The organism is Acinetobacter sp. 802_lipA, from assembly GCF_058242885.1.
This window is the reverse complement of sequence record NZ_JBZAYP010000001.1, coordinates 2,677,969-2,702,847: the sequence shown is the minus strand read 5'-3', so window position 1 is coordinate 2,702,847 and position 24,879 is coordinate 2,677,969. Positions and strand designations below refer to the sequence as shown.

Annotated in this window: 24 protein-coding genes and 1 pseudogene; 14 read left to right on the top strand and 11 right to left on the bottom strand. The window is 42.6% G+C overall.

Translation table 11 applies throughout. The features are described 5' to 3' along the window. The first annotated feature begins 97 nt into the window (after window positions 1-97). The 5 genes from AC4CU3_RS13355 (at window position 98) to AC4CU3_RS13335 (ending at window position 4,664) form a co-directional block, all read left to right on the top strand. Entirely contained in the window at window positions 98-385 is a 288-nt protein-coding gene (locus AC4CU3_RS13355; protein WP_039890011.1) for a YbeD family protein, read from the top strand. Window positions 386-546: 161 nt separating this feature from the next. Further along, window positions 547-1,206, top strand: a complete 660-nt coding sequence (lipB, locus tag AC4CU3_RS13350; protein ID WP_010327322.1) for a lipoyl(octanoyl) transferase LipB — start codon at window positions 547-549, stop codon at window positions 1,204-1,206. Window positions 1,207-1,338: 132 nt separating this feature from the next. Next, a complete protein-coding gene (locus tag AC4CU3_RS13345) occupies window positions 1,339-1,818 on the top strand; it encodes a hypothetical protein (protein ID WP_216076700.1) in 480 nt (159 codons plus the stop codon). A gap of 1 nt (window position 1,819) precedes the next feature. Beyond that, window positions 1,820-3,004, top strand: coding sequence for an iron-containing alcohol dehydrogenase (locus AC4CU3_RS13340; protein WP_148825626.1), 1,185 nt, complete (start codon window positions 1,820-1,822; stop codon window positions 3,002-3,004). A gap of 265 nt (window positions 3,005-3,269) precedes the next feature. Beyond that, window positions 3,270-4,664 (top strand): APC family permease, encoded by a 1,395-nt coding sequence (locus AC4CU3_RS13335; RefSeq protein WP_004695470.1) that lies wholly within the window; start codon window positions 3,270-3,272, stop codon window positions 4,662-4,664. A 65-nt stretch (window positions 4,665-4,729) separates the two neighbouring features. On the opposite strand, the gene AC4CU3_RS13330 is transcribed toward AC4CU3_RS13335, so the two are convergent. Both AC4CU3_RS13330 and AC4CU3_RS13325 read right to left on the bottom strand, forming a co-directional pair. Next, window positions 4,730-5,284, bottom strand: a complete 555-nt coding sequence (locus tag AC4CU3_RS13330; RefSeq protein WP_279043455.1) for a flavodoxin family protein — start codon at window positions 5,282-5,284, stop codon at window positions 4,730-4,732. A 95-nt stretch (window positions 5,285-5,379) separates the two neighbouring features. Continuing rightward, window positions 5,380-6,162, bottom strand: coding sequence for an SDR family NAD(P)-dependent oxidoreductase (locus AC4CU3_RS13325; protein ID WP_279043453.1), 783 nt, complete (start codon window positions 6,160-6,162; stop codon window positions 5,380-5,382). Between the two features lie 115 nt (window positions 6,163-6,277). On the opposite strand from AC4CU3_RS13325, the gene AC4CU3_RS13320 reads away from it, so the two are divergent. Then, on the top strand, window positions 6,278-6,664 hold the full coding sequence (locus AC4CU3_RS13320) for a winged helix-turn-helix transcriptional regulator (protein ID WP_151835879.1): 387 nt from the start codon (window positions 6,278-6,280) through the stop codon (window positions 6,662-6,664). Window positions 6,665-6,688: 24 nt separating this feature from the next. Here AC4CU3_RS13320 and AC4CU3_RS13315 read toward each other — a convergent pair whose 3' ends face one another. The 9 genes and pseudogenes from AC4CU3_RS13315 to rplU form a co-directional block, all read right to left on the bottom strand. After that, window positions 6,689-7,168, bottom strand: coding sequence for a tRNA (cytidine(34)-2'-O)-methyltransferase (locus AC4CU3_RS13315; protein ID WP_279043451.1), 480 nt, complete (start codon window positions 7,166-7,168; stop codon window positions 6,689-6,691). A 32-nt stretch (window positions 7,169-7,200) separates the two neighbouring features. Then, on the bottom strand, window positions 7,201-8,577 hold the full coding sequence (gene cysG, locus AC4CU3_RS13310; protein ID WP_279043449.1) for a siroheme synthase CysG: 1,377 nt from the start codon (window positions 8,575-8,577) through the stop codon (window positions 7,201-7,203). 76 nt (window positions 8,578-8,653) lie between these two features. Further along, window positions 8,654-9,925, bottom strand: coding sequence for a serine--tRNA ligase (gene serS, locus AC4CU3_RS13305; RefSeq protein WP_279043447.1), 1,272 nt, complete (start codon window positions 9,923-9,925; stop codon window positions 8,654-8,656). A gap of 100 nt (window positions 9,926-10,025) precedes the next feature. Beyond that, entirely contained in the window at window positions 10,026-10,796 is a 771-nt protein-coding gene (locus AC4CU3_RS13300) for an RsiV family protein (RefSeq protein ID WP_490738292.1), read from the bottom strand. Window positions 10,797-10,969: 173 nt separating this feature from the next. After that, the gene (gene lolA / locus AC4CU3_RS13295; RefSeq protein WP_151835884.1) at window positions 10,970-11,668 is read right to left on the bottom strand and encodes an outer membrane lipoprotein periplasmic chaperone LolA; all 699 of its coding nucleotides are present in this window, start codon (window positions 11,666-11,668) and stop codon (window positions 10,970-10,972) included. A gap of 220 nt (window positions 11,669-11,888) precedes the next feature. Then, complete coding sequence (locus AC4CU3_RS13290; RefSeq protein WP_279043443.1) at window positions 11,889-12,338, bottom strand: YadA-like family protein; 450 nt, start codon at window positions 12,336-12,338, stop codon at window positions 11,889-11,891. A gap of 9 nt (window positions 12,339-12,347) precedes the next feature. Further along, a pseudogene (locus AC4CU3_RS13285) lies at window positions 12,348-12,710 on the bottom strand (hypothetical protein); the annotation flags it as partial. 382 nt (window positions 12,711-13,092) lie between these two features. Further along, window positions 13,093-13,347: a 50S ribosomal protein L27 gene (gene rpmA / locus AC4CU3_RS13280; protein ID WP_004695443.1), complete on the bottom strand. Its 255-nt coding sequence runs from the start codon at window positions 13,345-13,347 to the stop codon at window positions 13,093-13,095. 19 nt (window positions 13,348-13,366) lie between these two features. Then, window positions 13,367-13,678, bottom strand: coding sequence for a 50S ribosomal protein L21 (gene rplU / locus AC4CU3_RS13275; protein ID WP_004695441.1), 312 nt, complete (start codon window positions 13,676-13,678; stop codon window positions 13,367-13,369). Between the two features lie 468 nt (window positions 13,679-14,146). Here rplU and sdsA point away from each other — a divergent pair, with 468 nt between their 5' ends. The 8 genes from sdsA to tnpB all read left to right on the top strand — a co-directional run bounded on the left by sdsA (window position 14,147) and on the right by tnpB (window position 24,806). After that, the gene (sdsA, locus tag AC4CU3_RS13270; RefSeq protein WP_078389125.1) at window positions 14,147-15,124 is read left to right on the top strand and encodes an All-trans-nonaprenyl-diphosphate synthase; all 978 of its coding nucleotides are present in this window, start codon (window positions 14,147-14,149) and stop codon (window positions 15,122-15,124) included. 33 nt (window positions 15,125-15,157) lie between these two features. Beyond that, window positions 15,158-17,212 carry a site-specific recombinase gene (locus tag AC4CU3_RS13265; protein WP_279043439.1) on the top strand — a complete coding sequence of 685 codons (2,055 nt, stop codon included), beginning with the start codon at window positions 15,158-15,160 and terminating at the stop codon, window positions 17,210-17,212. Window positions 17,213-17,358: 146 nt separating this feature from the next. After that, on the top strand, window positions 17,359-17,970 hold the full coding sequence (locus tag AC4CU3_RS13260; RefSeq protein ID WP_279043438.1) for a phosphatase PAP2 family protein: 612 nt from the start codon (window positions 17,359-17,361) through the stop codon (window positions 17,968-17,970). Between the two features lie 25 nt (window positions 17,971-17,995). Next, window positions 17,996-19,240, top strand: coding sequence for an efflux RND transporter periplasmic adaptor subunit (locus AC4CU3_RS13255; RefSeq protein ID WP_005400363.1), 1,245 nt, complete (start codon window positions 17,996-17,998; stop codon window positions 19,238-19,240). Between the two features lie 13 nt (window positions 19,241-19,253). Next, window positions 19,254-22,433, top strand: coding sequence for an efflux RND transporter permease subunit (locus tag AC4CU3_RS13250; protein ID WP_279043436.1), 3,180 nt, complete (start codon window positions 19,254-19,256; stop codon window positions 22,431-22,433). Next, complete coding sequence (adeK, locus tag AC4CU3_RS13245) at window positions 22,433-23,890, top strand: multidrug efflux RND transporter AdeIJK outer membrane channel subunit AdeK (protein WP_178928237.1); 1,458 nt, start codon at window positions 22,433-22,435, stop codon at window positions 23,888-23,890. Before AC4CU3_RS13250 ends, adeK begins: the two co-directional genes overlap by 1 nt. A gap of 200 nt (window positions 23,891-24,090) precedes the next feature. Further along, window positions 24,091-24,474: an IS66-like element accessory protein TnpA gene (tnpA, locus tag AC4CU3_RS13240; RefSeq protein ID WP_043974824.1), complete on the top strand. Its 384-nt coding sequence runs from the start codon at window positions 24,091-24,093 to the stop codon at window positions 24,472-24,474. Beyond that, window positions 24,471-24,806 (top strand): IS66 family insertion sequence element accessory protein TnpB, encoded by a 336-nt coding sequence (tnpB, locus tag AC4CU3_RS13235; protein WP_004642106.1) that lies wholly within the window; start codon window positions 24,471-24,473, stop codon window positions 24,804-24,806. Before tnpA ends, tnpB begins: the two co-directional genes overlap by 4 nt. The last annotated feature ends 73 nt before the right edge of the window (window positions 24,807-24,879 follow it).

Here is a 24,879-nt window from a genome sequence, read left to right as displayed (position 1 = left end):
AAATTTAATCTCGAGTCTCCATTAAGTATTTAAGAGCAACACCTAACGCCTGCAGTTTCGCAGGCGTTTGAAATAAGGGGGACTGACGCTCATGACTATGTTAGACCGTACACCATCACGTGAATTACAAGAACATCTTTGGGTATTCCCTATGGACTACCCGATCAAACTCATAGGCTTTGCCAGCACTGAGTTACATGTTGCAGTGGTTGAAATTTTAGTCAAACATTTCCCTGATTTTGATGGTGAATCGATCCAAGTCCAACCATCACGCACAGGTAAATACCATTCTTTAACTGCCCAATTGCGTTTTGAAGAATTAGAACAAGTTCATCAACTGTATGCAGACCTTGCAGCTTGTCCGTTAATTAAAACGGCGCTGTAATTCAAATGATGTATCAATGAAACACGCTTACGAGCGTGTTTTTTTTGCCTAAATTTTTGATCTATTAAATTCAGCTTATTCACAGAAGAAATCCTCCTACGCTCTAGATCTTTTCTTTATAATTTCAGACATACTTTTTGTTTTATAAGGACGCAAGTGCCGTGTCAGATGCCGTTCTCAAACCACAACTCATTATTCGCCAGTTTGATAATTTAACTTCATATGCTGACCGCTTTGTAGAAATGAAAGCACTGACTGAACAACGAGATGCAGACACACCAGATGAACTTTGGATTTTGCAACATCATGACGTGCTCACCCAAGGTCAAGCTGGAAAACCTGAACACATCCTCATGAGCAGCAACATTCCCGTGGTACAAACGGATCGCGGGGGGCAAGTCACTTGGCATGGTCCTGGTCAGTTGGTTGCCTATTTTATGTTTGACCTCAACCGACTTGGTTGGAACGTCCGCACCTTGGTGTCTTATGCTGAAAACCTAATGATTGAGTTACTCAAAAAATATGAGATTGAAGCCTATGCCAAACCTGATGCACCCGGCGTGTATGTCGATGGACGCAAGATTGGCTCATTGGGTTTTAAAATTCGTAAAGGCCGCAGTTATCACGGTTTGTCCTTAAATATTGATTGTGACTTATTTGGGTTTCACACCATTAATCCATGCGGCTATGCGGGCTTAGAAATGGTGCGTATCTCAGACCTCAAACCAGACTACCCGCACTTTGAAAACTTATGTGCCGACATTATTGAAACTTTACAGCACAGCGGTTACTTTAAAGAAGTTCAAGTACAGCATATATAAAGGCTTTGCTTTTCATGGAAAAATAAATTAGAGTATTTACTCTAAACTAATAATTATTTTTAGAAAGGACAACAGCGAGTGATTAACGTAAATTCAGTGAAACCCGCTCTGCAATTGACCTATGTCAAACTTATGATGGATGTGATTGGCCGAGGATTGGTCATGGCCAGCCAAGTCGATAGTGAAATTCAGCAAGAAGTTGCAAAATTTCCAGCCAATTTCACCTTATCGATGAATGTTTTTCCAAACGGCCCGGCTTTTTTAGCCAAAGTGACCGAAAACCATCAACTCGAACTACTCACTCCAGGAAGTTTAAAGGCAGATTTAACCATCACCTTTAAACATCTAAGCCACGCCTTTTTGGTGTTTTCATTTCAAGAAAGTACAGCACAAGCTTTTGCACACGACCGCATGATTGCAGATGGGGATATTTCCTATGCAATTCGCCTCGTCCGCTGTCTAAATAAAATGGAATCATTGATTTTACCGAAAATGGTCGCTGAACTTGCCGTCAAAGAATACCCAACTGAATTGGGCTTAAAAGAAAAACTCACTGGTGCTGCAAATATTTATCTCAAAGTAGCCCAATCATATTTAAAACGGAGTGCATAACATGGCGAAGCCTTATTACGAATTTTTCTGTCCTGTAAAAGTGATCGCTGGTCATGCTGCTTTAGAACACATTCCGTTTGAACTGGCAACATTAGGGGCAACCCGACCTTTAATCATTACCGACAAAGGTGTACGTGCCAATAATTTACTGGCACCCATTGAAGCAGCATTTGAGTCTACCGATGCGGTAATTGGTGCAATTTTTGATGATGTTCCACCCGATTCAAGCTTAGAGACAGTACGTAAAGCGGCCAATTTATATCGTGAACATCAGTGCGATGCGATTATTGCTGTCGGTGGCGGATCGGTGATTGACACCTCGAAAGCCACCAATATTTTGGTATCTGAAGGTGGTGATGACTTACTCAAATACTCTGGGGCACACAACCTACCTAAACCACTCAAACCCTTTTTTGTGATTCCAACCACATCAGGTACAGGGTCTGAAGTTACCATGGTTGCCGTGGTGTCTGATCCAGAGAAAAATGTCAAACTGCCATTCGCATCGTACTATCTAATGCCGCATGCTGCGATTCTCGATCCACGCATGACCCAAACCCTGCCACCGCACTTAACTGCGATGACCGCAATGGATGCCATGACCCATGCCATCGAAGCCTATACATGCATGGCACACAATCCAATTTCAGATGCCTATGCTACAGCTGCAATTAAGAAAGTCAGCAATCACTTGTTTAATGTGCTGGATAATCCAAACGATGCCAACGGCCGCTTAGAATTGGCTCAAGCTTCGACCATGGCTGGCATTGCATTTTCAAACTCGATGGTGGGCCTTGTACACTCACTTGGACATGCCTTAGGTGCAGTTGCACACTTGCCGCATGGACTATGCATGAACCTGTTCCTCCCTTATGTGCTTGAATTTAACAAGGAAGTGAATGGTGACAAGATTGCAGAGCTCCTGTTACCGCTTGCAGGGCCAGACATTTATGCGCAGACTCCTGCCCACTTACGTGCAGACAAAGCCATCAGCACATTACTCACCATGCGTGATCGCTTATTTACCCTAACCAAGTTACCCCGTACCTTGAGTGAAACAGGAAAAGTAACCTTAGAACAACTGGATGAGGTCGCAGAAAAGGCCCTCAACGATGGTTCGATCATTTATAATCCGAAAGAAGCCAGCTTAAAAGATTTAAAAGCAATTTTAGAAAAAGCTTGGTAATTCATAAAAAATCAGCCAATATAGCGACAATCTTAGCCTGATGCTTTTTTAAACATCGGGCTTTTATTTGCCATAAGGAATAATACTTTCCTTATACCTATTGGCATAAAAACTGCTAAAAAATCTGAAAAAGTTACTGACAAAAGCGGCCAAATTAATGTAGATTGGCGCACTTTTGAAATTAAACACAGGGGGGATCGTTCGTCTCAAACGATCCTTATTAAACATGACTGATCCTTGATCAACGATTAAGAGGATAACGCCGTTGACTAATATTTCTGGGACTCAATCGGCAGCTAAACTGCAAAAAACGCTAGGTCTCTGGCACATCATTATTATTGGTTTAGCTTATATTCAACCAATGACATTATTTGATACTTTCGGTTTAGTATCAGAAGAAAGTCATTATCATGTGCCAACGTCATATATCATTGCTTTAATTGCAATTTTATTCACGTCGATCAGTTATGGTCACATGATTCGTCGCTACCCTTCCTCGGGTTCAGCCTATACCTATGCGCAAAAGTCCATCCATCCGAATGTCGGATTTATGGTCGGTTGGTCATCATGGTTAGACTATTTATTGTCTCCAATGGTCAACATCATTCTTGCCGTGATTTACCTTGAAGCCTTATTCCCTGATGTAAACCATTGGGTCTGGGTGGTTGGTTTAACTGCATTTATGACCGCGGTCAACTTACGTGGTGCACGCTTCGTTGCAAACTTTAATGGTTTGATCGTTTTTGTACAGTTAGGTGTGATTGCTTACTTCACGTGGATGGTTTACAGCTTACTTGCTGGTGGCGTCAACGCAGATGGTACTTTGGTCAATGCGAAATATCAGTTATGGAGTTTAGAGCCATTTTGGAATGAGCTTACTTCACTGGGTGCCCTGATTACAGGTGCAACTTTGCTGTGCTTCTCATTCACAGGTTTTGACTCGCTCAGCTCGCTGGCAGAAGAAACAAAAGATACCGAGAAAACACTACCTAAAGCGATTTTCTTAACGGCACTCTTGGCTGGTGTGATCTTTATTATCAGCACCTACTTCATGCAGATTTACTTCCCGAACGATCCAAAGACTTACTTTGAAGATGTTGCTGCAACACAGCCTGACATTTTACAAGCCGTCGGTGGCGTTGCGTTTAAAACGGTGGTGTTGTACTTTGCAATTGTGACTGTTATGGCATCAGGTATTTCGGCACATGCAGGCGTTTCACGCTTAATGTATGTGATGGGCCGCGATGGCGTGATTAACAAGAAGATTTTTGGTCATATTAGCCCGAAAAGCTTCACACCGTCTTATAACATTCTCATTGTAGGTGCTGTAGCATTAACCGCTGGCTTCATGGACTTAGACATCGTTATTTCGATGATCAGCTTCGGTGCATTAACTGCATTTACCTTTGTAAACTTATCGGTGATTTCAAGATATGCACTGCGTGATGGCCGCACAAAGAATATTAAAGATATCTTTAGCTTTGTGATAATTCCAATGTGTGGATTCCTCAGTATCTTTGCCATGTGGCTAGAGATTGAAGAAACCGCGTTGAAATTCGGTTTATGGTGGGCAATGTTTGGTATTTTATACTTAGGTTATAAAACCAAAGGCTTTAAGCAACCTGCACCACAACATAATGAATTTGACGATCCGCTCTAATCTTTCATTCAAAAAGAAAAAGACGCCAAGTGCGTCTTTTTCTTTTTTAAACTAGAGCTAAAAAACTAGCCCTTAAATGGTTTAGTCATTTTAGCAATACGCTGTGCATAGGCTTTTGTGGTTTCGAGATCCCCGGCTGGGATTTCATCCGTACTTGCATCCGATGGTGATTGCACCAACAAGCCTACAGAACCACCCAAATTATTTACATCTTGACGGGTTGCCGCTTTACTATTAGCAGGCAATAAGCCCAAGCTTACCCAAATACCGCCATGCTGTGATGCTAGTGTTTGTAGTTGAATTAAGGTCACTTGCTTATCACCATTTAAGCTTGCACTATTGGTAAAGCCACCGAAAATTTTATCTTGCCATGCACGAGTAAACCATTTTTTTGAAGATGCATCGGCAAACTTTTTAAATTGCCACGGCGCAGTGCCCATATAAGTTGGTGCACCAAATACAATTGCATCAGATTGATCCAGTGTCAGCCAATCTTGCTCTGGAATGTCTCCATTTGGGTCAATCTCCACCAGATTTGCACCAATTCCTTGCGCAAAAGTTTGTGCAATCACTTTGGTATGACCATAACCTGAATAAAAAACCACTGAAATATTCGACATTTTAGTTTCCTCTTTTGAATTAGTTGATTGGCATCGCTGCGTCAATCATGATGCTGTGCCACGTAAACCATTAAAAATAAACAGTATGAAATATCTTAAACACTTGCCTGATCGGGCTTAAGTTTCAAATAACTTGCAACTTCAGCGCTTAGACCCTGCTTCAACTGCTGGGTCTTTTCACCGACCAAAACTTCATACGCATTTTGCTCGATGCCTTGAAAGATTTCTTGGGCTACTGTTTCTGACGCAATCTTTGGAATAGGTAATGAACGAGTCAGATCGGTATCAATAAAACCTACATGCACCCCCATGACCTGAATATTAAATTGAGACAACCACTGACGACTTGAGTTGGTATATGACCATGCTGCTGCCTTGGAAATGGCATAACTGGTCAAAACAGTGCTTGGCTCCCAAGATACATCCGAGAGAATATTGACCACATAAGCCTGTTGGCTCTTTTGCAAGATCGGAGCAAAAATTTGCGTCACTCGCATCAAGCCCAACAAATTGGTTTCCAAAATCTTTTGCGTAGTCGCAATGATATTGGCATCGACAGGATGCTCATTTAAAAGCGCAATGCCCGCGTTATTCACAAGAATCGTGGTATCTGCACATTGTTCGGCAGCCTGCTGTATAGACCCTTCATCATTCACATCGAGTTGAATCGGGATTAACCCTTCTTCGTGAAAACTCCCAATCTGGCGCATACCCACATAGATCTTTTTAGCGCCCTGACGACGTGCCTCCCGAGCGATGGCAAGTCCTAAGCCACGATTCGCACCCGTAATAAAAACAACAGCCTCTGAAACTTTCATCATGTGATCCATCCAATTGCCAGTATCTTGCGAAAGCGTAGTCTGATGACAGCACTGCATTAAGTCTGTATTAATGATACACTTATGAAACCTAGTATCAATTAGTTATCACTTGGTAACTAGTCTGATTGATTGTTTCAAATGAAGATAGAACGTAAAAGGAGCATGGTTAGAAATGAATAAGCCAATGAAATTTAATATTTTTCATCCAGATTGTCCTGCTCGTCTTTTTTTTGAAAAATTTGCAGACAAGTGGATTTTATTGATTGTGTATACACTGGATCAGGAGTCACAGCACTTTAATGAGCTCAAGAAAAATGTTTTAGGTATTTCACCTAAAGTACTGTCACAAAAATTAAAGATCTTAGAGCGCGATGGTTTTTTGACGCGAACCATTCATGAAGATAACGTGATTCGCGTGGAATACGCGTTAACTGAGATTGGCAAAGACTTTGCTCAAAATGCCTATCAAATGAAAGATTGGGTCGAAGCCAATATGCTTAAAGTTTTAAAATCCAGAGCTGGATTCGATCAAAAGCTAGAAAAAATAGAGCCCGCTTAAGCGGGCTCTATCATAGCAATTTGATTAGGCTAAAGGCTTAAAACCCTGCTGACGCCATGCTTCATACACAATCACAGCTGTCGCATTGGATAAGTTCAAACTGCGCGAGTTTTCAGCCATGGGCAAACGAATCCAATGCTCTTTTGGAAACAGCATACGAATCTGCTCAGGCAGACCACGCGTCTCAGGTCCCATGAGTAAAGCCACGGGGCGATTCAAATCCGAAGTATGCGGCGTTTCCGTTCCTTTGGTGGTTAGAGGATAAATCGCGTTTATATCGACACCTTTTTCAGCTAAACTTGCTAAACACTCATCGAATGTTTCCCAAATTTGCATGCGCGCCCACTCGTGGTAGTCCAAACCTGCACGTTTGAGTTTTTTATCATCCAGTTCAAAGCCGAGTGGCTTAACCAAATGCAGCTGCGCTCCAGTATTGGCACATAAACGAATGATATTGCCTGTGTTTGCAGGAATTTCGGGCTCGTATAAAACAACATGGATCACAGCTTTTCTCTACTCTTTCAATATGGCAATAATTAATCTTGCCACTGTAATTGTTCACGCAAACTTACTACATCACCAATGATGGTCAATGTAGGCGCTTGAATATGATTTTCTTCAACTTTTGATGCGATATCCGCTAAGGTCCCGACCACCACTTTTTGTTCTGGCGTGGTACCTTTCGAAATCAAAGCAACGGGCATGTCTGGGCGCTGCCCATGCTCAATTAACTTTTCACAAATTTTTTCTAAACCAACCAAGCCCATGTACAGCACAAGCGTTTGATTCTGATAGACCAACTCATCCCACGGTAACTCAGGCGAACCTTCTTTTAAATGCCCCGTAAGGAAACGCACGCTTTGCGCATAATCGCGATGTGTCAAAGGAATGCCTGCATAAGCCGAACAACCCGATGCGGCAGTAATCCCCGGCACTACTTGAAATGGTACACCTGCAGCAAAAAGCTCTTGGATTTCTTCACCACCACGACCAAAGATGAAAGGATCACCACCTTTTAAACGGCAAACACGTTGACCTTTTGAGGCATATTCCACCAGTAAGGCATTGATGCCTTCTTGCGGTACAGCATGGTTAGAACGGGCTTTACCCACATAAATTTTTGTTGCATCGCGACGGCAGAGTTCCATAATCACAGGAGAAACCAAACGATCATAAATCACCACATCGGCTTGTTGCATCAAACGCAATGCTTTGAGGGTCAGCAACTCAGGATCACCTGGACCTGCACCAACCAAATATACCTCACCTTTCGGTGTTTTCCACTCCAACAGCGCTTGCTCGATTAAACGATCTGCTTCTACAAGATTGTCATGAAAAACCTGTTCTTTCAGGGGACTTGCATATAAGTCTTCCCAAAAAACACGGCGCTCATCAGGATTAGAAATCTTCGCTTTCACCGCTGCACGCCATTTTCCTGAAAACTCAGCCAGCTTACCCATGCCATGTGGAATACTGGTTTCAAGCTGGGTTCGAATTTGGCGAGATAAGACGGGGGATGTACCATTGCTGGCCACTGAAATCACCAAAGGCGAACGATCAACAATAGCAGGAACCATGAAACGGCAATGCGGTGGATCATCAACACTGTTGACCAGTATTTTCAGCGCTTCACAGTCCTCAAAGACTTGAGTATTCACCGCATAATCATCTGTTGCAGCAATCACTAAACGATAGTCATTGAGTTGAATCTGCGCAGGATATAGCGCTTGGATATATTGCCCTTGGCTTTCTTCAACCAGTTGCAATAAATTTGCATCAATATCAGGAGCAATGACATGAATCACCGCTCCTGCTTTATGTAACAACACTGCCTTACGGTAAGCAATATGCCCACCACCGACAATCAGACAAGGTTGCTGTTGCAACTTTAAAGAGATTGGAAAAATATCCACACACGACCTCAATGAGTTTTATCTGACTGTCTTAAAGCAATTATTGTGCACAAAACTGTGCAGTACATCGACTTTATTAGTCAATGTACTCAGCGCCGCCCATATATGGACGAAGCACGGTCGGAATTTCAATCGAACCATCAGCACGTTGGTAGTTTTCCATGACCGCAAGTAAAGTACGGCCCACAGCCAAACCTGAACCATTCAGCGTATGTACAAATTCAGTTTTCTTTTGGTCTGCACGGTAGCGTGCTTTCATACGACGCGCTTGGAAGTCACCCATGTTTGAACATGAAGATATTTCGCGGTATGTATTTTGACTTGGTACCCAAACTTCAAGATCGTAAGTTTTAGTTGCACCGAAGCCCATATCACCACCACAAAGAATGATCTTACGGTACGGCAAACCAAGTGCTTTCAAGATCCCTTCAGCATGACCTGTAAGCTCTTCAAGCGCTTGCATTGAGTCTTCTGGTTTAACAATTTGCACCATTTCAACTTTGTCGAATTGGTGTTGACGAATCAACCCACGCGTATCACGACCATATGAACCTGCTTCACTACGGAAACATGGCGTATGTGCTGCATATTTCAGTGGTAAACGGTCTGCATCAATGATTTCATCACGCACGAAGTTGGTTACAGGCACTTCCGCAGTTGGAATGAGGTAATACTCTTTTTCACCTTGTAATTTGAATAAATCTTCTTCAAATTTAGGCAATTGGCCTGTACCACGGAGTGAGTCAGCATTGACTAAATATGGCACATAAGCTTCGGTATAACCATTTTCCAAAGTATGTGTATTCAACATGAACTGTGTAATCGCACGTTGTAAACGAGCAAGTGGTCCTTTGAGCACACTGAAACGAGAACCTGTCAATTTGGTCGCAGTTTCAAACTCAAGACCGCCCATCCACTCACCTAAGTCAGTGTGGTCTTTAATTTCGAAGTCAAACGTACGCGGCGTACCCCATGTGAGGATTTCCACGTTATCGCTTTCGTCTTTTCCTTCAGGAACAGACTCATCTGGCAAGTTTGGAATGCTGAGTGATTTTGCTTCAAGTTCAGCTTGTAATTCAGACAAAGCGACTTCTGCCGCTTTGATTTCATCACCAATCGCTGACATACGCGTCATAATTTCAGATGCATTACCACCAGCTTTTTTAATTTGGCCAACTTGTTTTGCACCCGAATTACGTTCAGCCTGAAGAGATTCAGTTTTGGATTGAATCTCTTTACGGCGAGCTTCTAGTGATGCCCATTCTTCAACATTCAGTTGTACACCACGTTTTGCTAAGGCTAAATTTACAGCCTCAATATTATTTCTGAGTAATTTCGGGTCGATCATAGCCAATCTTTTGCAAAGAAAAAAACTGGCTATAGTGTAAGCGCTTCAGGCCGAAAAATACAGTCACGCTATCACTAGCTGTGGCTTATTACAGCAATTTTCATAGCTTTTCTTTGCTCGCTTTTTCTCGTTCAGCTGCATAATCGACAAAACTTGGCAAATATTCCGCCTTAATTAAGCCGCTGGCTTGTTGATACGGTAAAACCAATTCAGACATCCCTTCTGCATAAGACGCTAATTCATATAAGGGATAGACGAACACCACACCTTTGGCACTCATATAATAATTATCGGTCAGCTTCAATTGCTCACGTGAAATATTATGATCGGACAGCCACATGCTATTGGCACTATATAATGCATCTAATAATTGGGACTCCGTCTTATCCACCACAATGTCACTCAGCGCAACCCGTTTTTTCGTTGCCAAATCTAAGGTGATGTATTCGTTGTGATACATGCCATGTGCGGCACGCGCTGGGTAGTGATAATTCATCAAGACAAAATCAGCATATTTGCCACGCTGCGCCACATAACGGACATCAGACAAAGTTTCACTGAGCATGTTTTCATCAATCTGTGGCTTTGCTTGCTTCGAGCTTTCAAATGCCACAGGATTGGCTTTTTTCATCCGCTCATCAAAATATTGATTGATCCATGGGACATTGGTGTCCAAGCTGTACAACTGGTATTTGGTGCACCCTTCTTCATCACAAGCAATAGAACGCGCCAATTGTAATGGTCGAACTTTCGCCTCAATCAGTGGTAAGGTCTTTAAGACTTGAGCTGGTTTAGTTGTCTCTTCACTTTTTGCAGCGTTAATGTCATTTTGTGGCTGGCATGCGCTGAGCAATCCCGCGCACAACATCATTGCGAAGACAGATCCAATTTTATTGTTATGAAGTAATATCATGATTTACCCGCAGTTAAGTATTCAATAGCACAGACTATACAAAGCACAGCCATAACTTCCCACCACGTTATGTAACTGAACGTGATCCAATAAAAAACCACCCGAAGGTGGTTTTGAACAACAGACTCATATTATTGGTCAATAATGTCTGTGCCTTTAGGCGGAGTAAAATTAAAGGTTGAAGGTGGAATATTGGTATTTACCTTGGTGTTATTAAAACGCACATAGGTTGTTTGTCCCAAAGAATCCTCTAAGATCATTAGCGTTGGCGCATTTTTCGCACCAAAACTGATCGTTAAGCTTTGAAATGCACCATCATTGTTTTTTGGGTACAAGGTATAGTAGGTTTTGCTCTGATTGGGTTGCGTAATACGGTATGCCTTACGAATCTGTTCCGTATTCCCTGACAATAATAGTGCAGGGGTATTCGCCACCTGTTCATCTAAAGTCTGACGAACTGCTTGCTGTAAGTCTGGATCATAAATCCAAACCGTTTTGCCCGAAGTCACAATGGTTTGTTTTGCAGGGCTTGTGGTTTCCCAATAGAATTTCCCTGGACGCTCAACTTTCATCACCCCTTTAAAGGTCTGATTCATATGCTGAGCAGATAAACCTTGTTTCTTCGGTGCTTTAGATGAATTTGTGACTTTGGTGGTTTGCTCAAAGTTAGAACTGATACTTTGAATACCACTCAACTGTTTCACTAAACTCGTCGTCGCTTGTTGCTCCGATGCTGCAACCGGAGCTGCAAATACTGTACTGCTCATAACAGGGCCAAGTGTTACTACACCTACTGTCATTGCACATAAAGTCTTACGAAGCATTTTCATAATCTCACCTTTTATAATTTGCGCAGTCGCAATTTGTTAGATGAGCTATCTTAAATCAAATTTTATGGCTAATAATTGAGAATATAAGAAAATTTGTATATTTATTGGTGCTTAATGTTGTGAAATATCCATCATGATGAAGATAAGATGTGCTCTTTAGATATAGAAAAGCCTCTGAATATGCAGAGGCTTTTCTAACTGAGGTTAAGAATTATCACTGTCATTTCCATTGCCAACCAATTGCTGCACCTGCACCGAAATTACCTTCGCTATTGGTTGTTACAGCTACTTTGTATACATATTTGTTACTTTCAGTCACACCGCTGAGACCAAAAGCATAACCTTGCTCACCTTCCCATGTACCCACGCCGGCACTAAACATATTGTAGCCAGCATCTGTCGGTTGCGGTAAAGATGCTATCGCAATACTTGATGCTACTGCTGCATAGGTTCGATCTTCGAGTTTTCGCATGTCTCGGTTCAAGGCATTTACACGACTATCCGTATAAGCATTTGCTTGATTGAGGGTTTGTTGCCCAACTTGGTTCACATAGGTTTGTGCCTGATTCAAGATATTCGTATCTGCTGCTGCCATTACTTCTGGGCTAATGCCGTTGGTACCATCCGCTCCTTGTGGGCCCTGCGGACCTTGTGGACCCTCTGGCCCCATTGGACCTTGTGGTCCTTGAGTTCCAGAACCATTTCCATGGCCGTTACCATTTCCATGCCCGTTACCGTTTCCATGCCCATTACCGTTTCCATTTCCGTGCCCGTTGCCATTTCCATGATCGTTACCATTTCCCTGCCCGTTACCGTTTCCATGCCCATTACCGTTTCCATTTCCGTGCCCGTTGCCATTTCCATGATCGTTACCATTTCCCTGCCCGTTGCCGTTTCCATGCCCATTACCATTTCCGTACCCGTTACCATCTCCGTTGCCATGCGACCCATGACCATACCCATTTCCATTCCCATGTGACTCGTGCCCTTGTCCCTGTCCTTGATGATTATCCCCTTGGGTTGCCCATGCAGCATTCCCCATGGCCAATACAATACTCAACAACAATAATTTCGGAGTAAGTCTTAGATTCGTAACAACGCCGCTATTCTCAGTGTTTGATCTATGAGAAATACACAACGCTGTCTCTTTCATTATATGGTTTTTTTTCAATTTGACTGTTTTGTTTTACAACAACCATATGGCAGCAGGATTTTTCCAAGACTTTTGTGAATATTCTGTTCATGTCTGTCTGCCTTTCTTTTACTTTTACACTATTATTACGCTCCTTTTTTTGTGACGTATATCACCATTTACTGGTATTTAGTGCTTTATTTCAAAATTTAAAAACACAAGAAAAATAAGCTAACCATATGAATAGACGAAAAAAAACCCACAAAACTGTGGGTTTTTTTACTATTAAAACTTACGCTTCAACAGTTACGTAGCGACGGCCAAACTGACCTTTCACTTCGAATTTTACTACGCCGTCAGCGGTTGCAAACAAAGTATGGTCACGGCCCATACCAACGTTTTGACCTGCGTGGAATTCTGTACCACGTTGACGAACGATGATGTTACCAGCAGTCACAGATTGACCACCGTAAATTTTAACACCAAGCATTTTAGGGTTCGAATCACGACCGTTCTTAGTCGAACCACCGGCTTTTTTAGTTGCCATGTCTCATTACTCCTCGTGATTAGCCTGAAATAGCTGTAATTTTCAACTCAGTGAACCATTGACGGTGACCTTGTTGTTTACGGTAGTGTTTACGACGACGCATTTTTACAATACGGATTTTGTCGTGACGACCATGGCTAACTACTTCAGCAGTTACAGTAGCGCCAGCAACAACTGGAGCACCGATTTGAATGCTGTCACCATTTACTAGCATTAATACGTCATCAAACGTAATAGTTGCGCCAGTTTCAGCTTTCAACAATTCAACTTTAAGGGTTTCACCCTCTACAACACGGTGCTGTTTACCACCGCTTTGGATTACTGCGTACATAATGTACTCCAAACATGCCCGTGTCGTCGTGCCGATAAAGGAAGATATCGATCTTAATACGAACGCCACTGGGGTTAATCAAGGGCAAGGATTTTAAGTGATATTGACTCAAACAACAAGAGATTTGCCGAACTTATTAGACTAAATTAACGATTATTTAATAATCGAGAAAAACTCAATCAACAAATTACAGTTCAACTCTGGCTTGACTTTGCTTACAATGAAATAGATTTTTAAAATCAATCCGCTATAGTATGGATGAATTGATTTTTTAAAATGTAAATAAGCCTACAAATGCAGTACGCTTATACATTGGGGAAATAAGGAACTGTCTTTAGTAAAATATAGCCTCGCACGCTAGTGAGTCTTATTTATGATTGAAATGAATCATTTAGACATGTATCCATATTTACACAATACTGGTAATGCTGATTTTTATCACTTTATATAGATGAGGCCGCTCTTCAAATGACCATCGACTTTAAGCAAGATATTCTCGCCCCTGTAGCTCAAGACTTTGCCACGATGGACACATTTATTAATGAAGGCATTACCTCTAAAGTGGCATTGGTCATGGCGGTGAGTAAACATGTGGTTGAAGCAGGTGGTAAACGCATGCGTCCCATTATGTGTTTATTGGCCGCCAAAGCCTGTGGTGCAGAAGACCTTGAACGCCAACGTAAACTTGCTGCCATCATTGAAATGCTGCATACCGCAACTTTAGTCCATGATGATGTGGTCGATGAATCTGGCTTACGACGTGGTCGCCCAACGGCCAACGCGACTTGGAACAATCAGACCGCTGTACTGGTGGGTGACTTTCTAATTTCACGTGCCTTTGATTTATTGGTCGATCTCGGTGATATGACCTTACTCAAAGATTTTTCTACAGGGACTTGTGAAATTGCCGAAGGTGAAGTGCTACAACTTCAAGCACAGCACCAACCTGAAACCACAGAACAAACGTATTTAGATATTATTCACGGTAAAACGTCACGTTTATTTGAACTGGCAACTGAAGGGGCTGCCATTCTTTCTGGGACACCGCAGTACCGTGAACCACTACGTTTATTTGCAGGCCACTTTGGCAATGCCTTTCAAATCATTGATGATATTTTAGATTACACCTCAGATGCTGAAACATTAGGTAAAAATATTGGCGATGATTTAATGGAAGGTAAACCGACTTTGCCGTTAATCTCAGCATTGAAAAATACAACGGGTGAAGAACATGACATTGTTCGTCGAAGTATTGCGACAGGTGGAACAACAGATCTTGATCAAGTCATTGCTATCGTAAACAGTTCTGGCGCACTAGATTACTGTCGACAACGGGCGCATGAAGAAACCGAAGCCGCACTTCAAGCCTTACAGGCTTTACCTGACAGCCAATATCGTCAAGCACTGGTCAATTTAACCCAACTGGCTTTACATCGAATTCAATAACAAATGATGCTTTAAAATGTTTTTAACTTGCCTATGCATATAAAATTTAATGATCTTTTTTCTCAAATGCAGCAACAGCTTGAGCAACCTCAAGCTGTTTTAAATGATCAACTTTTAATTGAGTTGGTGGAGCGTATTCGTCCAATAGATGCGTATCAAACCGATGAAATCCATCAAAAATTACAAGCACTCATTCAAGCATTACTCATCACACCCGATGCCGCATCGACCTTACAAAGCTTTGTGCTGCGGCTTATTTCCCAATATAAACAAACCAGTCTTTATGCTGACACAGGTATCTTGTCTTTAGATGGGTTTTGGAATCAATTGTCGCAGCGTTTAGGGGCACATTTTCTCCCACTGATTAATGACGAAACTCAACTGCAAGATTTAGTCCGTCGCGTTTTCCCCAACCGAAGTGATAAATATTGGCTCGATAACATCCGAGACAGTGACTGGCTACAACTACTGAACCTGATCAATCACGGGCATGCCAATCAAAAAGAAAAAGTCAAAATTCGCAGTGAAGTGATTAAAGCCATTACGGTGCTGTCTTATCGGATTAGTGGTATTGGTTTATATCCAGAGTTTATTAATGCGCATCCTGAGCTGACCGAATATGAATCGCCTTTTTTAGTGCAGAACCGCGAAATTGTCGAATTCATTCAACAGTATAAAAAGGCACATCAAGAAGCTGAAACCTCGAGTGTGGTTGCCCCACCCGACGCCTCTCAAGCACTGGTCATGATTGAACAGTGTCGTGATGTGGTATTGAAAATTCGCCGTGCGACCAAACGTATTGGGGTTAGTGTCAGTTTAACCTATCTGATTTCCTTACTTGAGCAATGCTTAGACCGTGTCGAACTATTGCTCAATTTAATTGTAGAAGAAGGTGAAGCACACTATGAAGCAGTGAGCCTGCTCTTGGTCGACATTACCGCTGCGATTTATAGTGAACGGAGTGTGCGCTCTTTACTGACGACCAATAGTGAATTGATTGCTTTGCAGGTGACTGAAAATGCCAGTAAAACGGGCGAACACTATGTAAGTACAGACAAACAAGGCTTTTTAGCCATGTATAAGTCCGCAGCGGGTGCAGGTGTCATCATTGCAACCATGGCGACTCTAAAAATCTTGTCTGCACGAATGATCATGGCGCCGCTCATGCAAGCCTTTATTTACAGTATGAATTACTCACTAGGTTTTATGCTGATTCATGTCTTGCACTTTACTGTAGCGACCAAACAACCCGCGATGACTGCTGCAGCCCTTGCAGCAACAGTACAACACCGCAAAGGTTCTAAAACCGCGCAAATTGCTGAATTAGCAGCATTGATTATCAATATTATCCGTACCCAGTTCATTGCTATTTTGGGAAATATCTCGATTGCCATACCCGTTGCAGCCTTTATTGCATGGGCATGGGCAACTGGCATGCATGAACCACTACTCAACCATGCAAAAGCGGCGAAAGTCTTACATGACTTAAACCCTTTTACCTCTTTGGCTATTCCGCACGCCGCCATTGCGGGTGTCTGTTTGTTTTTGTCAGGTCTGCTGGCGGGTTATTTTGACAATATGGCGGTTTATCGCAAAGTTGGCCCTCGCTTAAAAGCACACCCTCGTCTCAAAACCATCATGGGGCAAGAACGACTCGATAAATTTGCAGGCTATATAGAACGCAACTTAGGTGCGTTGGCGGGTAATTTTCTGTTCGGGATTATGTTAGGAAGTATGGGAACCATTGGTTATATTTTGGGTTTACCCCTAGATATTCGCCATATTGCCTTTGCTTCAGCAAACTTCATTCAAGGCCTGATGAATATTAATGGTAGCCCTGAAATTGGCTTGATTATTGTATCTTTCCTTGGGGTACTCGCTATTGGTCTGACGAACTTATTTGTCAGTTTTACCCTCACGATTATTGTGGCTTTACGCGCACGTCGGGTCCGTTTTGAACAGTGGAAACCGTTAGCAAAATTGGTTTTAACCCATTTTCTAACGCGACCAAGTGACTTCTTTTGGCCACCGAAAGTACCTCTTGAAGTTGAGGAGAGTTCGAACAATACAAAACACCATACAAAATGATTTTGTACCGATTTTGAGCTCTTGTTACACTGTAAACAAAATTTTATACATGATTAATCAACACTTGAATTAAAGTGTACTGATGAGTACACTTTAACCCAGTAAATAACCGCGCTTAAATCGGTTGAAATGACACGAGTTCCAGCATGCATTACTTGTTGCTTTTTATCGGTATTATTTTATTTATAATCAGTGTATTAGCCCTAAGCATTCAACCACTTACAGATTTAGATCTGGCGATGGTCGAATATTTCAGCACATTAAGAACTGAGCCTATAGATAAACTTGCAATACTTTTATCAGCACTCGGTGGCATGCCGTTTGTATTATTTCTAACCACTCTATGGTGTTTCCATCGTGCATGGTATAAAAAGTATAGAGATGTTGTTTTTATTGGTTTAGGCGTTGTTGGAAGTATTGCTTCTGCTTGGCTACTTAAATTTCTAATTTCAAGACCACGCCCACCAGAAATGTTTCACCTAGTGACGAGCTATGGTGCTTCCTTTCCGAGTGCGCACAGTATGTATGCTGCCACTTTGGCGTGTCTTGCCATTTTCTTAAGTCGACCATTTCCTGCACATCGTTATGTTGTATGCATTGCTATTTTATGGATGCTGATGATGGGAATTTCAAGAGTCTATCTTGGAGTACACTTCCCATCCGACGTTCTCGCAGGTTGGAGCATTAGTATTATCTGGATTTCACTGCTTTACATCTTGTGTGGCAGATATACCCAATTAAATACACATTATTTTTAGATAAGAATCTAATCGAGGTGGAACAATGATATCGGCAAAGCTTTGGGCCCCAGCCCTTACCGCTTGCGCATTAGCAACGAGTATTGCACTTGTTGGTTGTAGCAAAGATCCAAAGGATGCGCAGCAAGCTGGCGCTTCTCAACAAATGCCACCTACTGAAGTCGGTGTCATTGTTGCACAACCGCAAAATGTAGAACAATCTGTAGAGTTATCTGGCAGAACCACGGCATTTGAAATCTCTGAAGTTCGCCCACAAACGAGTGGAATCATTCTAAAACGTTTGTTTGCGGAAGGCAGTTATGTACGTGAAGGCCAGGCACTTTATGAACTTGACTCTCGTACTAACCGCGCAACATTTGATAATGCCAAAGCAGCATTATTACAACAAGAAGCGAATTTAAGCACACTCAGAACCAAATTGAATCGTTATCAGCAACTGGTTTCAAGCAACGCTGTTGCGAAGCAAGACTATGACGACTTAGTGGGTCAAGTAAATGTCGCTGAAGCACAAGTGGCAGCAGCACGTGCTCAAGTTAAAAATGCTGAAGTGGACTTAGGTTACTCAACCATCCGCTCTCCAATTTCAGGTCAAACCAACCGCTCTACAGTTACTGCTGGTGCTTTGGTGACTGCAAACCAAACAGAGCCATTGGTGACGATTCAACGTTTAGACCCGATCTATGTTGATATCAACCAATCAAGCTCTGAACTTCTTCGTTTACGTCAACAATTGAGTAAAGGTAGCTTAGACAGCAGTAACAACACGCGTGTGAAGCTGAAACTTGAAGATGGCAGTGACTATCCAATCGAAGGCCGCTTAGCGTTCTCTGATGCTAGTGTCAATCCAGATACAGGAACTGTGACGATTCGTGCGGTGTTCCCGAACCCGAATCACTTATTGCTTCCTGGTATGTTTGCCAATGCACAAATCGTTCAAGGCGTAATCCCGAATGCGATGTTAGTGCCGCAAATTGCGGTGACTCGCACACCAACAGGTCAAGCGATGGCAATGATTGTGAATGACAAAGGCGTAGTAGAGCCTCGTCAAATCACCACAGTTGGTATTCAAGGCCAAGACTGGATTGTGACTGAAGGCCTTAAAACAGGTGAAAAAGTTATTGTTGACGGAATAGCAAAAGTTAAAGCTGAACAGAAAGTTGTTGCGAAACCGTATCAACCTAAAGCAGCAGCACCTCAAGCTCCAACAACGGATGCTAAAAAGACAGAAGCTGGTGCAAAAACTGAACAAAAAGCTACTTCAAATACATAAGGGGTAGACGAATATGGCTCAATTTTTCATTCATCGCCCTATTTTTGCTTGGGTGATTGCACTGGTGGTTATGTTGGCGGGGGTTCTTTCGCTAACTACAATGCCTGTTGCTCAATATCCAACAATTGCACCACCAGTGGTGACAATTGCTGCAACTTATCCAGGTGCTTCTGCACAGACTGTTGAAAACACAGTCACTCAGATCATTGAACAACAAATGAATGGTCTGGATGGTCTACGTTATATCTCTTCAAACAGTGCGGGTAACGGTCAAGCATCTATTAACTTAAACTTTGAACAAGGCATCGATCCTGATATTGCTCAAGTTCAAGTACAGAACAAACTACAATCGGCAACGGCACTTTTACCTGAAGATGTACAACGTCAAGGTGTAAAAGTCACCAAGTCTGGCGCAAGTTTTATGCAAGTACTTGCATTTTACTCTCCAGATGGAAGTCTTTCTGGGGCGGACATTAATGACTATGTAAACTCAAACATCTCTGAACCGCTGAGCCGTGTTGCAGGTGTTGGTGAACTTCAAGTCTTTGGTGGTCAATATGCGATGCGTATTTGGCTAGATCCAGCGAAAATGAACAGTTTGCAAGTGACACCAAGTGACATTGCTGCTGCAATTCGTGCTCAAAACGCTCAAGTGGCTGTAGGTCAGTTAGGCGGTGCACCTTCTGTACAAGGTCAAGTGCTGAATGCGACTGTCAATGCGCAAAGTATGTTGCAAACACCTGAACAATTTAAGAATATATTTCTAAAAAATACATCTTCTGGTGCTCAAGTCCGTTTGAGTGATGTTGCGCGTGTTGAACTCGGGTCAGATAACTATCAGTTCGACTCTAAATTTAATGGTAAGGCTGCTGGCGGTGTTGCGATTAAACTGGCAACTGGTGCAAATGCACTAGATACAGCAGCGGCTGTAGAAAAGCGCCTCAGTGAACTTCGTAAAAACTACCCAAATGGTTTAAAAGATCAACTGGCTTATGACACCACACCGTTTATTGAACTTTCGATTAAGAGTGTTGTTAAAACCTTAATTGAAGCGATCATTTTGGTCTTTATTGTGATGTTCCTGTTCTTACAGAATTGGCGTGCCACAATTATTCCAACATTGGCTGTTCCAGTGGTTGTATTGGGCACATTTGCTGTCATTAACATCTTCGGTTTCTCAATCAACACGCTCACCATGTTTGCGATGGTCTTAGCGATTGGTTTATTGGTTGATGACGCAATTGTCGTGGTGGAAAACGTAGAACGTGTCATGGTCGAAGAACATCTTGACCCTGTAGCGGCAACTGAAAAGTCCATGAAACAGATTTCTGGTGCCTTGGTCGGTATTACGAGCGTGTTAACCGCAGTATTCGTACCGATGGCATTCTTTGCGGGGACAACAGGTGTTATTTACCGTCAGTTCTCGATTACGCTTGTTACCGCAATGATTTTGTCACTGATCGTGGCATTAACCTTCACCCCTGCCCTGTGTGCAACCTTGTTAAAACAACATGATGCAAACAAGCCAGAAAGTAATAATATTTTTGCGCGATTCTTCCGTTGGTTTAACAGTAGCTTTGAAAAAGTTGCCGTGAAATACCAAGGCGGTGTCAACCGCATGACGCACCATAAAATATTCTCTGGTGTGGTTTATCTACTGGTGCTTGCAGGTTTATTCGGTCTGTATAAAGCCTTACCTTCTTCATTCTTACCAGATGAAGACCAAGGCGTCGTCATGACTTTAGTTCAGCTTCCACCAAGTGCGAGCCTTGAACGTACCGATAAAGTCATCACCACAATGACAGACTATTTCATGAATAAAGAAAAAGAACATGTAGAGTCTATCTTTACTGTTTCTGGTTTCTCATTCACAGGGGTTGGCCAAAATGCTGGTCTTGCATTTATCAAATTGAAGGACTGGAGTGAGCGTACGACACCTGAGTCGCAAATTGGTGCCATCATCCAACGTGGTATGGCATTGAATATGATTGTGAAAGACGCCTCTTACATCATGCCATTGCAATTACCTGCAATGCCAGAATTAGGTGTTTCTTCAGGTTTTGACATCCAGTTAAAAGATGCTAGTGGTCAAGGTCACGATAAACTGATTGCAGCACGTAATGCTGTGTTAGGCATGGCTGCACAAGACAAACGTCTTGCTGGTGTTCGTCCAAATGGTCAAGAAGATACTCCGCAATATCAAATCAACATTGATCAAGCGCAAGCAGGAGCAATGGGTGTAAGTATTGCCGATATTAATTCAACCATGAACATGGCGTGGGGCGGTTCTTATATCAATGACTTCGTTGACCGTGGTCGTGTGAAAAAAGTTTATGTTCAAGGCGACTCAAATACACGTATGATGCCGGAAGACCTAAACAAATGGTATGTACGTAACAACGTAGGTACGATGGTTCCTTTCTCTGCATTTGCATCGGGTGAATGGACTTATGGTTCACCTCGTCTAGAGCGCTATAACGGTATTGCTTCGGCTAACATCCAAGGTACTCCAGCACCAGGCGTTAGTTCGGGTGATGCAATGCTCGCGATGGAAGAAATCATTGGCAAGTTACCATCTATGGGCTTAGATGGTTTCGACTATGAATGGACGGGTTTATCTTTAGAAGAACGTGATTCGGGCAATCAAACAGCTCCGCTGCTTGTTCTTTCAATGCTTATCGTCTTCTTATGTCTTGCCGCATTGTATGAAAGTTGGTCTATCCCTGTTTCAGTATTGCTGGTTGTACCACTTGGTATTATTGGTGCATTTACTTTAACGTGGTTAGGTATGATCATCAAAGGCGATCCAAATCTGTCATTTAACATCTACTTCCAAGTCGCAATTGTTGCCGTGATTGGTCTTTCTGCGAAAAATGCAATCTTGATCGTAGAGTTTGCAAAAGAGTTGCAAGAACAAGGTGAAGACTTGTTTGATGCAACCCTTCATGCTGCAAAAATGCGTTTACGCCCAATTATCATGACCACCCTTGCTTTCGGTTTTGGTGTCCTTCCGCTTGCCCTTTCAACAGGTGCAGGTGCAGGTAGCCAACACTCGGTAGGCTTTGGTGTCCTTGGTGGTGTAATTAGTTCTACACTGTTGGGTATTTTCTTCATTCCAGTATTCTTTGTTTGGATTCGTAGTATTTTCAAATACAAACCTAAGAAACAAAACAATCAGGAGCAAACATCGTGATGCAAAAAGTATGGTCTATTTCAGGTCGTAGCATTGCGGTATCTGCACTTGCGCTTGCTTTGACTGCATGTCAAAGCATGCGTGGTCCAGAACCCGTCGCTCAAGCGGATATCCCAACAGGATATATTGGTTCAACGACAGGTCCATCTGTTGCAGAACAAGGCTATAAAGACTTTTTTGCTGATCAGCGTTTAGTCCAAGTCATCGAGTTAGCACTAGCCAATAACCGTGACCTCCGTACGGCGACTTTAAATATTCAACGTGCTCAGCAAGCGTATCAAATTAGCGAAAACAACCAACTGCCAACCATTGGTGCAAGTGGTAGTGTGCTTCGCCAAGATACACTCAGCAGCAACAAACCCATGACAACCTATAATGTTGGCCTTGGCGTAACTGCGTATGAGTTAGACTTTTGGGGTCGTGTTCGTAGCTTAAAAGACAATGCTTTAGACAGCTATTTGGCAACTCAAAGTGCACGTGATGCAACACAAATTTCGTTGATTGGTCAGGTTGCGCAAGCATGGCTGAGCTATTCGTTTGCTAATGCCAATTTAAAACTGGCAGACCAAACCTTAAAAGCGCAGCTTGAGTCTTACAATCTAAACAAAAAACGTTTTGATGTCGGTATCGACAGCGAAGTCCCTGTACGTCAATCGCAAATTTCGGTTGAAACTGCTCGTAATGACGTTGCGAACTACAAGACTCAACTTGCACAAGCACAGAACTTACTCAACCTGTTGGTGGGTCAGCCTGTTCCTGCAAACTTATTGTCTCCTCAACCTGTGAAACGCATTACTCAAAGTACGGCGTTGACAGCAGGCTTACCAAGCGACTTGTTAAATAACCGTCCTGATGTCCGCGCTGCGGAATACCAATTGTCTGCTGCGGGTGCCAACATTGGTGCGGCAAAAGCACAGTTGTACCCAACCATCAGCTTAACGGGTACAGCCGGTTATGCATCGACAGATTTAAGCGATTTGTTTAAATCAGGTGCCTTTGTATGGTCACTTGGCCCAAGCTTAGATATTCCAATCTTTGACTGGGGCACACGTCGTGCCAATGTGAAGATTTCAGAAACTGACCAAAAAATTGCGTTGTCAGATTATGAAAAAACCATTCAAACCGCTTTCCGCGAAGTGAATGATGCCTTGGCAGTACGTGAAAATATTGGTGACCGTCTAGCAGCGCAACGTCGTCTGGTAGATGCAACCAACACCACCTATAAGCTTTCAACGGCCCGCTTCCGTGCAGGTATCGATAACTACCTCACTGTACTTGATGCACAACGTACATCGTACTCGGCGGAACAAGGTTTGTTATTGCTTGAACAAGCAAACTTAAACAACCAAGTTGAAGTGTATAAAACCCTCGGTGGCGGTGTAAAAGCCAATACGTCTGATCAAGTGGTGAAACAGCCTTCATCTTCAGATGTGAAATACAACAAAACAGCAAACTAAGGTTTGCAACATCAAAAGCTCACTTCGGTGGGCTTTTTTATTGCTTTTTGCTGGGCTTTTTCCTATCTTCAAAGATAATCAAATCATTTAAATATTGAACGTTATGCTTTTAAGGTAAGCGTCCGCTGAACACACCTTATGAATTCGTCCTATAAGCCTTAATTTAGTCCTCACTTAAAAACAAGTGGGAACTTAAATTTATGACTACAAATAACCAGACATCCATCGCATCTCTTACGATAAAACGAAGAACATATAGTGCTGAATTTAAACAGCAGATCGTTCAGGCGTGTAAAGCATCGGAGGTTTCAATTGCTTCGGTCGCTTTGCAACATGGATTGAATACAAATCTTGTATCCAAATGGATTCGCTTAATTGATGCTAAGCCAGGGAATGATCGCTCACTACTACCGAATAAACCTGCATTTATTGCCTTATCTTGCTCCGCACCATTAGATCCTATCCCTACTGGCATGTTAACGGTTCAAATTACTTTACCCCACTCAAAAGCAGAAATTGGCTTGAAATGGCAAGTATCAGAAATATCTGCTTTAGCAGAATTACTCAAGGCACTTACAACATGATCCGTATCGATGAAATCTGGTTGTCTACTCAGCCCATGGACATGCGTGCAGGTATGGATACGGCCATGGCTCAGGTGGTGAGAGCCTTTGGCTACATCAAACCGCATTGTGCTTACCTGTTCTGTAATAAACGTGGCCATCGCATGAAAGTGCTGGTACATGATGGACTGGGGATCTGGCTGTGTGCTCGGCGGTTGGAACAGGGAAAATTTCACTGGGCTAAAGTTCACCAGGGTGAAAGCGTAGCCCTCAGCCCAGAACAGTTACAGGCACTGATCCAGGGTTTGCCTTGGCAGCGCATTGGACGACAGCAAGTGGTCACAATGCTCTAAACTAGCTTGGTCCAAGTTGCTATTCTCCAAACGTTCTATTTCATTCTTCTCATGACCTCAGGCATACTGCGGT

What these genes read in the sequence shown, in the direction of transcription:
- AC4CU3_RS13265 (WP_279043439.1), top strand. Translation starts at nt 15,158, where the DNA reads ATGCATATAAAATTTAATGATCTTTTTTCTCAAATGCAGCAACAGCTT.
- AC4CU3_RS13325 (WP_279043453.1), bottom strand. Translation starts at nt 6,162, where the DNA reads ATGCAGTGCTGTCATCAGACTACGCTTTCGCAAGATACTGGCAATTGG.
- AC4CU3_RS13290 (WP_279043443.1), bottom strand. Translation starts at nt 12,338, where the DNA reads ATGGGGCCAGAGGGTCCACAAGGTCCGCAGGGCCCACAAGGAGCGGAT.
- serS (WP_279043447.1), bottom strand. Translation starts at nt 9,925, where the DNA reads ATGATCGACCCGAAATTACTCAGAAATAATATTGAGGCTGTAAATTTA.
- rpmA (WP_004695443.1), bottom strand. Translation starts at nt 13,347, where the DNA reads ATGGCAACTAAAAAAGCCGGTGGTTCGACTAAGAACGGTCGTGATTCG.
- AC4CU3_RS13255 (WP_005400363.1), top strand. Translation starts at nt 17,996, where the DNA reads ATGATATCGGCAAAGCTTTGGGCCCCAGCCCTTACCGCTTGCGCATTA.
- rplU (WP_004695441.1), bottom strand. Translation starts at nt 13,678, where the DNA reads ATGTACGCAGTAATCCAAAGCGGTGGTAAACAGCACCGTGTTGTAGAG.
- sdsA (WP_078389125.1), top strand. Translation starts at nt 14,147, where the DNA reads ATGACCATCGACTTTAAGCAAGATATTCTCGCCCCTGTAGCTCAAGAC.
- AC4CU3_RS13250 (WP_279043436.1), top strand. Translation starts at nt 19,254, where the DNA reads ATGGCTCAATTTTTCATTCATCGCCCTATTTTTGCTTGGGTGATTGCA.
- adeK (WP_178928237.1), top strand. Translation starts at nt 22,433, where the DNA reads ATGCAAAAAGTATGGTCTATTTCAGGTCGTAGCATTGCGGTATCTGCA.
- tnpA (WP_043974824.1), top strand. Translation starts at nt 24,091, where the DNA reads ATGACTACAAATAACCAGACATCCATCGCATCTCTTACGATAAAACGA.
- AC4CU3_RS13345 (WP_216076700.1), top strand. Translation starts at nt 1,339, where the DNA reads ATGATGGATGTGATTGGCCGAGGATTGGTCATGGCCAGCCAAGTCGAT.
- AC4CU3_RS13320 (WP_151835879.1), top strand. Translation starts at nt 6,278, where the DNA reads ATGAATAAGCCAATGAAATTTAATATTTTTCATCCAGATTGTCCTGCT.
- AC4CU3_RS13340 (WP_148825626.1), top strand. Translation starts at nt 1,820, where the DNA reads ATGGCGAAGCCTTATTACGAATTTTTCTGTCCTGTAAAAGTGATCGCT.
- AC4CU3_RS13330 (WP_279043455.1), bottom strand. Translation starts at nt 5,284, where the DNA reads ATGTCGAATATTTCAGTGGTTTTTTATTCAGGTTATGGTCATACCAAA.
- lolA (WP_151835884.1), bottom strand. Translation starts at nt 11,668, where the DNA reads ATGAAAATGCTTCGTAAGACTTTATGTGCAATGACAGTAGGTGTAGTA.
- AC4CU3_RS13300 (WP_490738292.1), bottom strand. Translation starts at nt 10,796, where the DNA reads ATGATGTTGTGCGCGGGATTGCTCAGCGCATGCCAGCCACAAAATGAC.
- AC4CU3_RS13260 (WP_279043438.1), top strand. Translation starts at nt 17,359, where the DNA reads ATGCATTACTTGTTGCTTTTTATCGGTATTATTTTATTTATAATCAGT.
- tnpB (WP_004642106.1), top strand. Translation starts at nt 24,471, where the DNA reads ATGATCCGTATCGATGAAATCTGGTTGTCTACTCAGCCCATGGACATG.
- AC4CU3_RS13355 (WP_039890011.1), top strand. Translation starts at nt 98, where the DNA reads ATGTTAGACCGTACACCATCACGTGAATTACAAGAACATCTTTGGGTA.